At 75.4% G+C, this 12543-nt stretch carries 12 protein-coding genes and 1 pseudogene; 7 read left to right on the forward strand and 6 right to left on the reverse strand.

Going from position 1 to position 12543, the window contains the following annotated elements; all coding sequences use genetic code 11:
• Window positions 1-150 precede the first annotated feature (150 nt).
• Window positions 151-1542, reverse strand: coding sequence for a serine/threonine-protein kinase (locus IG05_RS0120655; RefSeq protein WP_030344636.1), 1392 nt, complete (start codon window positions 1540-1542; stop codon window positions 151-153).
• 46 nt (window positions 1543-1588) lie between these two features.
• On the opposite strand from IG05_RS0120655, the gene IG05_RS0120660 reads away from it, so the two are divergent.
• The gene (locus IG05_RS0120660) at window positions 1589-2137 is read left to right on the forward strand and encodes an RNA polymerase sigma factor (RefSeq protein ID WP_030344638.1); all 549 of its coding nucleotides are present in this window, start codon (window positions 1589-1591) and stop codon (window positions 2135-2137) included.
• Between the two features lie 15 nt (window positions 2138-2152).
• Here IG05_RS0120660 and IG05_RS0120665 read toward each other — a convergent pair whose 3' ends face one another.
• The gene (locus IG05_RS0120665) at window positions 2153-4552 is read right to left on the reverse strand and encodes a SpoIIE family protein phosphatase (protein WP_030344639.1); all 2400 of its coding nucleotides are present in this window, start codon (window positions 4550-4552) and stop codon (window positions 2153-2155) included.
• 278 nt (window positions 4553-4830) lie between these two features.
• On the opposite strand from IG05_RS0120665, the pseudogene IG05_RS50630 reads away from it, so the two are divergent.
• A pseudogene (locus IG05_RS50630) lies at window positions 4831-5454 on the forward strand (sugar-binding domain-containing protein); the annotation flags it as partial.
• An 80-nt stretch (window positions 5455-5534) separates the two neighbouring features.
• Window positions 5535-5915: a discoidin domain-containing protein gene (locus tag IG05_RS50635; RefSeq protein ID WP_030344643.1), complete on the forward strand. Its 381-nt coding sequence runs from the start codon at window positions 5535-5537 to the stop codon at window positions 5913-5915.
• A 23-nt stretch (window positions 5916-5938) separates the two neighbouring features.
• Here IG05_RS50635 and IG05_RS0120685 read toward each other — a convergent pair whose 3' ends face one another.
• Window positions 5939-6661, reverse strand: coding sequence for a 2OG-Fe(II) oxygenase (locus IG05_RS0120685; RefSeq protein WP_030344645.1), 723 nt, complete (start codon window positions 6659-6661; stop codon window positions 5939-5941).
• 182 nt (window positions 6662-6843) lie between these two features.
• Here IG05_RS0120685 and IG05_RS0120690 point away from each other — a divergent pair, with 182 nt between their 5' ends.
• From IG05_RS0120690 to IG05_RS0120700, 3 genes are all read left to right on the forward strand, one after another.
• Window positions 6844-7083 carry a hypothetical protein gene (locus IG05_RS0120690; protein WP_030344647.1) on the forward strand — a complete coding sequence of 80 codons (240 nt, stop codon included), beginning with the start codon at window positions 6844-6846 and terminating at the stop codon, window positions 7081-7083.
• 3 nt (window positions 7084-7086) lie between these two features.
• Window positions 7087-7464 (forward strand): hypothetical protein, encoded by a 378-nt coding sequence (locus tag IG05_RS0120695; RefSeq protein ID WP_030344648.1) that lies wholly within the window; start codon window positions 7087-7089, stop codon window positions 7462-7464.
• A gap of 314 nt (window positions 7465-7778) precedes the next feature.
• Entirely contained in the window at window positions 7779-9308 is a 1530-nt protein-coding gene (locus IG05_RS0120700) for an RICIN domain-containing protein (protein ID WP_030344650.1), read from the forward strand.
• Window positions 9309-9485: 177 nt separating this feature from the next.
• Here the strand turns inward: IG05_RS0120700 and IG05_RS0120705 are convergent, their stop codons facing one another.
• Window positions 9486-10664, reverse strand: coding sequence for a lactate 2-monooxygenase (locus IG05_RS0120705; RefSeq protein WP_030344651.1), 1179 nt, complete (start codon window positions 10662-10664; stop codon window positions 9486-9488).
• A 355-nt stretch (window positions 10665-11019) separates the two neighbouring features.
• On the opposite strand from IG05_RS0120705, the gene IG05_RS0120710 reads away from it, so the two are divergent.
• On the forward strand, window positions 11020-11454 hold the full coding sequence (locus IG05_RS0120710) for a protease inhibitor (protein WP_030344653.1): 435 nt from the start codon (window positions 11020-11022) through the stop codon (window positions 11452-11454).
• Between the two features lie 204 nt (window positions 11455-11658).
• Here IG05_RS0120710 and IG05_RS0120715 read toward each other — a convergent pair whose 3' ends face one another.
• Together IG05_RS0120715 and IG05_RS0120720 are read right to left on the reverse strand one after the other, a co-directional pair.
• Window positions 11659-11904 carry a CDGSH iron-sulfur domain-containing protein gene (locus tag IG05_RS0120715; RefSeq protein WP_030344654.1) on the reverse strand — a complete coding sequence of 82 codons (246 nt, stop codon included), beginning with the start codon at window positions 11902-11904 and terminating at the stop codon, window positions 11659-11661.
• Complete coding sequence (locus IG05_RS0120720) at window positions 11885-12526, reverse strand: HemK2/MTQ2 family protein methyltransferase (RefSeq protein ID WP_030344656.1); 642 nt, start codon at window positions 12524-12526, stop codon at window positions 11885-11887. The genes IG05_RS0120715 and IG05_RS0120720 overlap by 20 nt, the downstream gene beginning before the upstream one ends.
• Window positions 12527-12543: the final 17 nt, after the last annotated feature.

Raw genomic sequence — 12543 nt, forward strand, 5'->3', positions numbered from 1 at the left:
TCCAGGAGGTCACGGCACGCGACCGGGACGCGTGCCTACGGCGCCGGGTGCGCCGTCCTCTCCGTCCGATGCACGGACCGCCGGAAAAGTTCGGGACGCGCCGGGTTCTGTCCGGTTCTCTTCCCCGCCGGGCCGCTCGCCAGGCCTCGGTCAGGACACCCGCAGCGAACGGAGCACACCGTCGGTCGCGTCGCCGCCGCCGCGCTGACGCACCTGCACGTACACCTGTGGCCGGGCGGTGCCGTCCGCCGGGACCAGGGCGGACTCGGTGACCGAGCCGCCGTCGGGGCAGCCGTGCCAGGACCGCACCAGTCCGTGCCAGTCGGCGTCCGTGAAGGCGCGGGCGCCCGCGTACCGGCAGCCGGAGTGCGCCAGCGACTTCACCTTCGCGGTGACGTCCCCGCGCGCGCCGACCCCGACGAACACCCCGTCCACGGGGGTTTCGGGGTCGGACCAGCGGGAGAGGTCGCCGGCCACCACGAGACCCGGCTCGTGCCCGGCGGCCAGCCCGAGCTCCCGCGGGTCCCAGCCGGAGCCGCGCAGTTCGCGGCCGAAGCCGTCCGGCACCCGCAGGCTCACCCGCCCGGTGGCGTCCCTGACCCGCACCCCGTCGTCCGCGGCGCCGTCCCGGTGGAGCGCCGCGGTCACCGTGACCGCGGCGGCGCCGGCGGCGAGGACCGCGGCGAGGAGCAGGGTCAGGGGGGTGAGCCGGCCGCGCACCCCGTCCAGGCGCCGCACGGGCCGCGCCGGCGGCGCCGCGGCCAGCCGGTCCAGCTCCGCCGCGAACGCCAGGGCACCCGGCCAGCGCCGCGCCCGGTCCGGCTCCAGCGCGCGCAGCAGCGCCCGCTCCACGCCCGCGTCCAGCTCCGGCCGCAGCCGCCGGGGCGGTACCACCTGCCCGGGCGGGCCCGGCACGGTCCCGGTGAGCAGCTCGTACCCGACCGCGCCCAGGCTGTAGACGTCCGCCCGCTCGTCGATGCCCGCGCCGGGCTCGGCCTGCTCCGGCGGCCGGTAGCCCGCCGAACCCGCCGCCAGGGTCAGCACCGAGGCCTGCGCGAGGCTCTTGGCGAGGCCTAGGTCGGCGAGCAGCACCCGCCGGGTGCCGTCCGGGGCGGTGTGCAGCAGCACGTTGGTCGGCTTGATGTCACGGTGCACGATGCCCGCCTCGTGCAGCGCGGCGGCGCCGCGCGCGGCCTCGGCGGTCAGCGCGAGCGCCTCCCGCACCGGCAGCGGACCGCCGGCCAGCAGATCGGCGAGGGTCCCGCCGCCGGCGTACTCCATCACGAAGTACGGCCTGCCGTCCGGGAGTTCGCCGATGTCGTAGACCTGCACCACCCGGCTGGAACCGGCCCGGCGCAGCAGCCGCGCCTCGGACAGGAAGCGCTCCCTGATGTCGAGCCGGTGCGCCCAGTTCTCGGCGAGCACCTTCACCGCCACCGGGGCCTGGAGCTCGGGGTCGTGGGCGAGCCACACCGTGGCGAAGGCGCCGCTGCCCAGCGGCCGTTCGAGGCGGTGGCGGCCGATCCGCTCCAGGGGGTGCATACGACTATCATGCCTGGCCTGAGATCGACTCGGAGGGGGGCCGTCCGTGCAGGACCAGGCGCTGACGGAGGAGTTCGCCCGGCGTGCCGCCGCCGGTGACGGCACGGCCCTGGACCGGCTGCTGACGGAGATACGGCCGGAGGTCGTGCGCCGCTGCGCGCGCTTCCTGCCCTGCCGGGAGGACGCCGAGGAGGCCGCCCAGGACGTGCTGCTCCAGGTGGCCCGGCACATCTCCGGCTTCGAGGGCCGCAGCCGCTTCGGGACCTGGCTGTACACCGTCGTCGCCAACTGCTGCCGGCAGAAGTACCGCGAGCTGAAGCGGCGGGCCGCCGAACAGCCCGCGGCCATCGAGCCGGGGCACGCCGTCGACCCGCGCACCACCAGCGTCATCGCCGGCTCCCGGGTGGACCTGCTGGAGGCCCTGGAGCGCCTGGAGCGCGAGCATCCGCACCTGGTCGCGCCGCTGGTCTACCGGGACATCTGCCAGCTCGACTACGCCGAGGCCGCCGAGCGCGCCGGCATCCCGCTCGGCACCCTCAAGTCCCGGCTGCACGAGGCCCGCAAGCAGGTACGGCCGTGGCTGACGGCCTCCTGAGGGCCGCGCCGGGGCCTACTCGTCCTCCTCGAACAGCGGCAGCTCCGCCCAGATCGTCTTGCCCTCCGGATGGTGCCGGCTGCCCCAGCGCTGGGTGAGCTGGGCGACCAGCAGCAGACCCCGGCCGCCCTCGTCGAAGGTCTTGGCCCGGCGCAGGTGCGGGGCGGTGGGGCTGGTGTCGGAGACCTCGCAGATCAGCGTGGCCGCGTCGTGGATCAGGCGGAGCCGGATCGGATGCGCGCCGTACCGGATGGCGTTGGTGACCAGCTCGCTGACGACCAGCTCCGTGGTGAACGACGCCTCGCGGAGCGACCAGGTGTCCAGCTGCTCCACGACCTGTTTGCGGACCGGCGCGACCAGCGCCGGGTCGGCCGGGATGTCCCAGGTCGCCACCTGCGCGGCGGGCAGGCCCCGGGTGCGGGCCAGCAGCAGCGCCACGTCGTCGGGGGCGCCGCCGGACGGGAGCAGGGTGTGCAGGACGCGGTCGCAGGTCTCGTCCAGGGAGTCCGCGTACGCGCCGAGCGCCGCGTGGAGCAACTCCCGGCTCGTTTCCGGGTCGCGGTCCCGGGACCACACCAGCCCGTCGGTGTACAGCGCGAGGACGGTGCCCTCGGGCAGTTCCACCTCGGTCGACTCGAAGGGCAGCCCGCCCAGGCCGAGCGGGGGACCGGCGGGCACGTCCAGGGCCTCGGGCGTGCCGCCCGGCTGCAGGACCACGGGCGGCGGATGCCCGGCGCGGGCCATGGTGCAGCGCCGGGACACCGGGTCGTAGACGGCGTACAGGCAGGTCGCGCCGACCTCGCCGGGGCTGCCGTCGTCGCCGGGGCTGCCATCGCCGCCGGACTCCTCCGACAGCCGGACGACCAGGTCGTCGAGGTGGGTGAGCAGTTCGTCCGGGGCCAGGTCGATGTCGGCGAGGGTGCGTACGGCGGTGCGCAGCCGGCCCATGGTGGCCGACGCCTGGATGCCGTGCCCGACGACGTCCCCGACGACCATCGCGACCCGCATCCCGGACAGCGGGATCACGTCGAACCAGTCCCCGCCCACGCCGGCCCGGGCGGCCGGCAGATAGCGGGAGGAGGCGTCCAGCGCGGCCGTGTGCGGCAGCGACCGGGGCAGCAGACTGCGCTGGAGCGCGAGCGCGGTCTCCCGCTCGCGCGAGTAGCGGCGGGCGTTGTCGATGCAGACGGCGGCGCGCGCGGTGATCTCCTCGGCGAGCAGCACGTCGTCCGGGGTGAAGCCGTCCGGACGGCGGTGCCGGGTGAGCACCGCGACGCCGAGGGTCAGCCCGCGCGCCTGGATGGGCACCGACATCGAGGAGTGGATGCCGAACTGCCGGACCCGCTCGCCGCGTTCCGCGTGCCAGGTCAGCCACTGGTCCATGTCGCCGACGGCCACCGAGGTGGCGATCGTGCGGCCCGCGGTCAGCGAGTCGGCCTGCGGGGAGAAGTCCGGGTACTCCTCCGCCGTGCCGGGATCGATCACGGCCTCGGGCACGCCGGGCAGCACGGACCGGTGGGCGGTGCGGCGCAGCCGCACCGGGGCGGTGATCCGGGCGGGCGGCTCGCCGCCGTACTCCTGCGGGTCCAGCAGGTCGATGGTGACGAAGTCGGCGAGCGCGGGCACGCACACGTCCGCCAGCTCCTGCGCGGTCCGGGTGACGTCGAGCGTGGTCCCGATGCGCACGCTGGCCTCGTTGACCAGCTGCAGCCGCTGCCGGGCCCGCCGGCTGTCGGTGGTGTCGTGCGCGGCCAGGCACACCCCCCGCACCCGGCCGGCCGGGTCCCTGACCGGTGCCATCCGGGCGAGCCAGGCGTGGGCCCGGCCGTCGCGGCCGGTGTGCAGGAAGGTCTGCAGGTCCAGCGGGCGGCCCGTGGTCAGGACCCGGAGCATGCCCTCCTCCAGCTCCTCGCTCTGCCGTCTGCCGCCGATCTCCGCGAGCCGCAGCCCGCGCAGCCGCCGCTCCGGAAGCCCGATGATGCCGGCCATCGCCTCGTTCATCCGGTGCAGCCGCAGCCGGTCGTCGTACACCGCGATCGCGCACGGCGACTGGACCAGGCCCGCGGCGGTGAGAGGGTCGTCACCGGGCGGCGGGCCGTCGCCGGTGAGCGGGGTGACCACGAGCCAGTCGCCCGGGTGCTCCTCGTCCGCCGGGCGGCGGTGGGCGAGCAGCCACACGGCGACGGTACGGCCGTCCCGGTGGCGCAATCCGATCGTGCCCGCCCAGCGGGTGCCGGCGGGCGGGTCCGGGGGACCGGAGTCGGCCAGCAGCTCGGTGGCGGGGCGGCCCAGGACGGCGGCGGCCGGGTGGCCGAGCAGGCGGCGGGCGCCCTCGTTCCACTCCGTCAGCATTCCGTCGGCGCCGATGACGGCCCGGGCCGTGGCCGCATCGTCGAACGGATAGACCCGGCTCATCCTCGCCGCTCCCAAGCGCACACTCACAGTGAACGGGTGGCTCCACCCGTTGGTCCAGCGTAGTGCTTCACGCCCTTCCGTGAACGAGGGTCGCACGGCCACCTGGCCGACCGGCCGAACGCGGTCGGGCGCGGCCGAGGGGCACATCCGGACAGTCTCGGGCCGTGGGCAGCGGCAGGCGTTCGGGTCCTTGACGATCGTGTGTGCCAGGACGTCAGAATCTGTTCGATGACGATCAGATGTGAGTACTTCTGGGCCCTGAGGAGTAAGAGCCGCCCATGACGGTCACGCGCAGATCGGTTCTGGCGGCGGCCACGGCAGCGCCCGCGGCCGGCACGCTCCTGGGCGTTTCCGCGGCCCCGGCCGCCCGCGCCGCCGGCGCGTCCGCCGCCGGGGGACGCCACACCGTGCCGCTGCGGGACGGCTGGCGCTTCGCCCTGGCCGACCCCGGCGGCCTCACCGACCCGACCGACGCCCACGCCCGGGCGGCCGACCCGGACCACGACGACGGGGACTGGCGCCGGGTCGCCGTGCCCCACGACTGGAGCATCGAGCAGACCCCCACGACCGAGCACGGCACCACCAGCGGCACCGGCTTCTTCCCGGGCGGCCTCGGCTGGTACCGGCTCGCCTTCACCCTCCCGCGGGCGTACGCCGGCAAGCGGGTCTCGGTGGAGTTCGACGGCGTCTACATGGACGCGTACGTGTACTGCAACGGCACACAGGCCGGCCGTCACCCGTACGGGTACACCGGCTTCGCCCTCGACCTCACCGACCTCGTCCACACCGACGGCACCACCCCCAACGTGCTCGCCGTCGAGGTGCGCAACCAGCTGCCGAGCAGCCGCTGGTACTCCGGCAGCGGCATCTACCGCGAGGCCCGCCTGGTCGTCACCGAGCCGGCCCCGGCTATCCGCCGCCGCCCGACTACCCGGACGCGGAGGCCAGTTACTCCGGCCGCCCGGACACCCTGCCCGCCGCGATGCTGGACGGCGACCCGGCCACCGGCTGGTCCAACGCCTTCGTCAAGGCGGCGACCGCCCTGCTGCCCGCCTTCAGCGGGGCCCGGGCCGAGGACTGGGTGTCGGTCGACTTCGGGCGCACCCGGACCTTCGGCCGGGTGGCGGCCTCCTTCACCGTCGACGCCGGCCACAGCCTGCCCGCCCGGGCCGAGGTGGCGGTGTGGGACGGGCACGCCTACGTCCCGGTGACCGGGGCGGAGACGGAGTGGGCCGCCGCCTCCGGCAGCCCCACCGTCATCGCCTTCGACACGGTGCGCGGCTCCCGGCTGCGGCTGACGCTCACCAGCGCCCACCCGGGCCGGCCCGAGGGGGCGGTGCGCATCAGCCGGCTGGAGGCGTGAGGGTGCGGGGCACGGCCCGGGGGTCAGGCGGCGTCGTGGAAGACCAGGCCCAGCGTCCGCCGCCGCCCGGACCGCACGGTGCTCACCCCGTGCCGCATCGCCCCGGCCGACCAGCCGCGGCGCGTGCGCACGGGCCGGTCCCGGGTGGTGAACACCAGGCCGTGCCCCTGCCGCAGGACGCTCGCCGTCCCCCGGGACTGGGCGCGCGGGCGCTGTTCCACCAGGAGGAACTCACCGCCGGTGTAGTCGGTGCCGTACGCGTCCAGCGCCACCACCACCTGGAGCGGGAAGACCAGTTCGCCGAAGACGTCCCGGTGCAGGGCGTTCCAGTCGCCCGGCCCGTAGCGGAGCAGGATCTGCGCCGACCGGTCCTGGCCGGCCGCGTGGCAGCGCGCCAGCCATGCGTCGAGCGAGTCGGGCCAGGGGGCCGGGCGGCCCAGCCGGGCCGCCCAGTCCCGGGCGACGGGCAGCAGCCGGGGATAGAGCGCGGCCCGCAGCGCGGCGACCGGTGCGGGCAGGTCGTGGGTGAAATAGCGGTACTCGCCGGAGCCGAACCGGTGCCGGCCCAGGTCGACCGTGGTGCGGAACAGCCCCGGCTCGTCGTACAGGGCGGCCAGGTCCGCGCACTCGGCCGGTGTCAGCAGCGGGCCGGTGGCCGCGCTGCCCCGCTCGTCCAGCTCGGCGGCCAGCGCGGCCCAGTCGGTACGGGCCGCCCGGCGGCGGGCCTCGGCCGGGGTCGGCGTCATGGGTCCTCCTGTTGCCCCTCGGGCTGGTTGCGTCGCGGTCGAGTCTGCCGCGCCGCGCGGTGCATGACCGGCGGAAACCGGACACCGTCCTCGGGGCCCTCCGGTACCGCGCTGATTCGCACTGATTCCGCGCTGACCTGCGGGTATTTACGCGTGAGTACCCGCGCGGTACCGTGTGGGGCATGCCAGCTCTCAACGTGGAGTTCAGCGAACGGGAACTTGAGGACCTGCGGCAGATCGCCAAGGAGCGCGGTACGTCGATGAAGGCCCTCGTCCGCGAGGCCGCCGCCGCCGACATAGCCCGGCACCGCGCCCTGCAGGAGGGTGCCGAGGCGTTCCGCCGCTTCTTCGCCGGCCACGCCGAGGAGTTCGCGGCGGCCTTCCCCGACGACGAGCGTCCCGCCAAGGGCGAGGCCGCCTGAGCGATGCCCTCCGTCATCCACATCGACGTCCCGTGGCTGCTCCAGCGGCATGAGGAGGTCCTGCCCGACCAGCCCGCCGTGGACGACTTCTCCGCGCTGGTCGCCGCCGTCGCCCGGCACCGGGTGGACCCGCCCCGGCTCGGCGTGGACTCCGACGCGGCCTGGCGCGCCGCCGCGCTGCTGCACACCCTCGCCGTGCTCAAGCCGCTGCCCGCGGCCAACGCCCGCTTCGCCTGTGCCACCGCCGTGGCCTACATGTTCGTCAGCGGCGCCGGCATCGACCCGCCCTACGGCGCCCTGGTCGACCTGGCCCGCGACCTGATCTCCGGCAAGGCCGACGTGTACGGCGCCGCCGACCGGCTCCGCTCCTGGCAGATCTGACCCGCCGGCCGGCGGGGGGAAGCCGCCGGGACCGCCGGCCGGGGACGGGCCGTCCGAGGAGGACCGGTTCCCAGTCCACTACCGGGCCGCCGGCTCCGGGAGCGTGCGCGCCCGGCCGGTGTGTGCGCACGCTTCACACGGGGTGCACGGGAATCCGGCCGCTTTTCCGCCAAGCCCTGCGCCACGGCCTGTTTCTGACTTTCTTTCAAACCGGCTGAAGTCGTACGTGCGCCTTGTTGCTCGTGTGGAAGTTGTGCAAGGGTTCAAACGCGGTGAATTTCCGCTCGCACCACGCGCCAAAAGGAATCCGCTCCGTGCTCACCCCCCACCCCCCTCGCCCTTCCTGGCCGCCGCCCGGCGCCGAACCCGGGGAGTCCGACGAGTTCCTCGCCGGCCCGCTGCGGGCCGGCTCCGACGCGGAGGCCTCCCGGTCGGCCGCCCTGCTGATGGCCCGGCACTGGCAGCCGGCCCACGCGTACGCGGTCATCTGCCTGACCGCACCGGGACCCCTCGCCCACATGGTCACCGCCACCGCCTTCCACCAGGTCCTGGGGCGGCTGGCGCTCGGCGAAGGCGGCGACGCGCTGCGGCCCCGCCTGCTGGTGGCCGTCCGGGACACGGTCCTCACCTGGGCCGCCACCGACCGGATCACCGCCGTACTGCCCGGCCTCGGAAAACCCGCCGGGGGCCGCGGGATGCGCACCGCGCCGGCCCTGATACCGGAGAACCGCGTCCTTTCCGACCGCTCGTTCCACGCCCTTTCCCGGCTGGAACAGGCACTGCTGTGGCACACCGAGGTCGAGGCGGAACCGCCCGCCGTGCCCGCCGGACTGCTCGGCATGGACATTCCGAGCGCGACGGCAGCGCTGGAACAGGCGCGGGAGAAATTCCGCGAGGGCCTGGTGCGCACCCACCGGGAACTCGCGCCCGGCAAGGAGTGCCGTTACTACAACCGCCTGCTGGACGTGCCGATCCGCCGGGGCGGCACACTGCTGCCCGACGTCCAGGACCACCTGGCCGGATGCGCCTACTGCCGGCACGCGGCGGAGCAACTGGGCCAGGTCGACGCCGCCCTGGGCGTCCTGCTCGCCGAGGCCGTCCTCGGCTGGGGGGCCCGCCGCTACCTCGACTCCCGTCCCGGGCGCCGTCAGGGACCCGCCCGCGGCGGCTCCCGGCGGTCGGGCGGACGCCGGCGCGGCGGCGGGCGGCGCCGCGCCGGCGACGGCGCACCCGGGCTGCCGGGCCGGCTCCTCGCCGCCCTGTCCGGGCGCCGCCCGCCGGGCGCCTGGTCGTCCCGCACGCTGCTGACGGGCGTCGGCGTGGCCTCGGCCGGGCTGCTCGCGACGGTCCTCGCGGTCAGTGCGTGGCCGGACGGCGGCGGCACCGAACCGGTCGCCGCCAGCGCGGTCCCCGGCGCGACGGCCTCGCCGAGCACCACGGGCCTGCCCGCCGCCAACCGGCCGGGCCCGCTGCGCAACGCCGCCGGACGCTGCCTGGATGTCAAGGGCACGCCGGAGGCCGGGGCGAGTGCCGTGCTCGCCGCCTGCTCCGGCTCGCCCACACAGCGGTGGACGTACGAGACGGACGGGCTGCTGCGCAGTGCCGCGGGCACCGGTCTGTGCCTGGACTCGCACGCCGACGCCGGGGTGGTGCTCCTCGGCCGCTGCGCCGGCGCCGGGTCGGGACGCGCCGACGACGTGCGCTACGACCTCACGCCCGAGGGCGAGTTGCTGCCGCGCTGGGACCGGACGCTCGCGCTCGCCGCCGGCGGTGACCGGGCGGGCGCCGATCTCGTCGTCAAGGTCCGGGACGGGTCCGCCGGTCAGCGGTGGACGGCGGCGTGATGCCGCCGGCGGTTGCCGGGCCCTGCCCGCTCCCGCCCGCCGCACCGGCTCCCCGGGCTGCGGCCGGGAAGACTCCCGTCGCCGGTTGCCGGGGCTCCGCCACGGCGCCCTCCGCCGCCTCGCGATGCCCGGCGCCAGACCCCGCTCCCGGCTCCGGCCCGATCCGGACGAAAGGCCCTAGCGACGTGCGCCGCCGTCGGCCTCCAGGTCCGACGGCGTCACCGTGTCCGGCCGGGCGTGGCCCGACAGGGCCAGCGTGAGGTCGAACTCCGCCAGCAGACAGCGGATGACGTGTTCGACACCGGCCCGGCCGTCCAGCCCGAGACCGTAGACGTACGGGCGGCCCAGCAGGACCGCCCGGGCGCCCAGGGCGAGGGCCTTGAAGACGTCGGCGCCGGTGCGCACACCGCTGTCGAACAGGACCGTCAGCCGGTCCCCGGCCGCGTCCGCGACGCGGGGCAGCGCGTCGGCCGCCGCGACCGAGCCGGCCACCTGCCGGCCGCCGTGGTTGGAGACCACCACGCCGTCCATGCCGGCGTCCGCGGCGAGCCGGGCGTCGTCCGGGTGCAGGACGCCCTTGAGGACGATCGGCCCGTCCCAGTGCGCGCGCAGGAAGGCGAGGTCGGGCCAGGTGTGACCGGCGTCCCCGAACAGGCCGAGGAAGTGCAGCACCGCCGCGTTCGGGTCCTCGTGCACCGGCTTGGCGAGGCCCGCCCGGAACGCGGGGTCGGTGAAGTAGTTGGCGGTGCCCACGCCGTGCAGGAACGGCAGGTACGCCTGGTCCAGGTCGCGGGGCCGCCAGGCCAGCAGCGGGGTGTCCAGCGTGACGACCAGCACCGAGAAGCCGGCCGCCCGGGCCCGGGCGAGGAAACTCCGGGTCACCTCCCGGTCCTTGCCCCAGTACAGCTGGAACCACCGCTCGGCGTCCCCCATCGCCTCCGCCACCTGCTCCAGCGGGGTGCTGGACGCCGACGACAGGACGAACGGCACGCCCTGCGCGGCGGCGGCCCGGGCGGCGGCGGTCTCGGCGTCCGGATGCATGATGGACAGCACGCCGACGGGCGCCAGCGCGACCGGCGCCGGCAGCCTTCGCCCCAGCACCTCGGTCGTGAGGTCCCGCTCCTGCACGTCCCGCAGCATGCGCGGCACGATCCGGCGCCGGTCCAGGGCCTCCCGGTTGGCGCGGGCCGTGCCGCCGTCGCCCGCGCTGCCGGCCACATAGCCCACCGGCCCCGGGCCGAGCCGGTGCTCGGCCAGCTCCTCCAGCCGGGTCAGATCGGTGGGGAGCCGGGGCACCGCCCCCGCCATCCCGTTCAGATAGATCTCGTACTGGAAGTCCGCCCAGTGCCGTGCCATCCGTCAACTCCCGCCCGTCGTCGGCCGCGCGCACCCGACGATACGTGATCACTTCATGAACACAAGGAGTCATGAAGGGACTTGCAGGGGCCTCAGCCGGAATGTTTCAGGACGATTAACGAAGAGCTGTTTTTCGGCCATCCGGTCGCATCGGCGAGGGGGGAGCGGCTCTGTTCCGGGGTCCCGGCGTTCGAATTCCGTGACTTCACGCCACTGATTCAACACGAAAGGTTACTGAAACCCATGGGTTCGATGTGAGTTTCGCCCGCGGAGTCGGCAGAGTGGCGCTCGCCGCTCCGGCTCCCGACCGGACCGGAGCCGGCACCTCATCTGTTCGAGCGGAAGGATGCACACAATGCGGAACACCGCGCGCTGGGCAGCGGCCCTCGGCCTCACGGCCGCCGCCGTCTGCGGACCCCTGACCGGGGCCGCCGTCGCTGCACCGGGCGCCGCCCCGTCGTCGCTCTACGCCCCCTCGGCGCTGGTGCTCACCACCGGCCACGGCAATGACGCGGCCACGGCCACACCGGAGCGCGCCGTCACCCTGAACTGCGCCCCCACGGCCTCGGGCACCCACCCGGCCGCCGTCCAGGCCTGCGCCGAACTGCGCGGCGTCGGCGGCGAACTCGACGCCCTGAAGCCCGCCGGCGACGTGATGTGCACCAAGGTGTACGACCCCGTCGTCGTGACCGTCCAGGGCGTCTGGCAGGGCAAGCGCGTCTCCTACGAGCGCACCTTCGGCAACGCGTGCATGAGGGACGCCGTCGGCGGCAGCCTCTTCGCGTTCTAGACCGGGATCGCGGTGCCCCGTGGACACCGGATCAGGCTCGCAACTGGGGAGTGCGGCCCCTGGAGCGGGGAACCTGCGATCTCGCACCGGGGCCGGCGGGCGGAGTGGGGCCGCCCGCCGGGCCCGGGCACACAGCCGCTCCCCGGGCGGTCCGTGGGGGACCGTCCGGGGAGCGGCGAAAAACAATCTGTTTCAACGGAGCGCTCAGGCCTTGCGCCGGTGACTCGTGTCGCACCAGGGGTAGCGGCGACTGCGCCGGCAGGTACACAGAGCGACACGGAACCGGTCCGAGGAGACCGTGCTCCCGTCCTCCAGTTCGATTTCCACGGGCCCTTCCACCAGGAGGGGCCCGCGCCGTTGCACGCTGATCCGGCGGGCCCGGCCGGCGGCGGCGCCGGGCGCCTGGCCGGCGGAGTCGCGCGCCGCGCTGTCAGAGGGGTCGTTCGGCACGGATGACCACCAGTTCCTCTCTGTCCTCGGCCGGTGCGAGCAGCCCGCTCCGGCGCAGCCAGTCCTCCCGGGAGCGCAGCACCGGTCCGAAGGGGACCCAGCGGCGCCGCACCACCGCGGCCTTCAGCCCGGCGTCCCGCAGCAGCTCCAGGGTGCGGTCGGGACCGCTCAGCGCCGAGTGCACGATCAGCAGCGTGCCCCCGGGACTCAGCAGCGGCGGCGCGTCCCGGCAGATCCGGTCCAGCAGCAGCCGCCCGTCGCGGCCCGCGTCCCAGGCGACGGCCCGCCCGCGCGGTCCGCGCCCGGTGTCGGGCGCCGGCACGTAGGGCGGGTTCGCCAGGATGAGGTCGTACGTGCGGTCGCGCACCGGCGCGAACAGGTTGCCGCGCCGGATGCGCACCGGCAGCCGGGACAGCCACGCGTTCAGCCGGACCGTCCACACCGCCCGGCGGGACACGTCCACGGCGGTCACCTCGGCGCCCCGCCGGGCCGCCGCCAGGGCCAGCGCACCGCTTCCGGTGCCCACGTCCAGCACCCGGGCGCCGGGCGGCGGGGCCGCCTCGTCGAGGGCCTCGGCCAGCAGCTCGGTGTCGTCCTGCGGGGCGTACACACCCGGAAGCATCACAGCGATCACAGCGC

It is taken from the genome of Streptomyces sp. NRRL S-1022 (assembly GCF_000720135.1).
Taxonomy (GTDB): domain Bacteria; phylum Actinomycetota; class Actinomycetes; order Streptomycetales; family Streptomycetaceae; genus Streptomyces.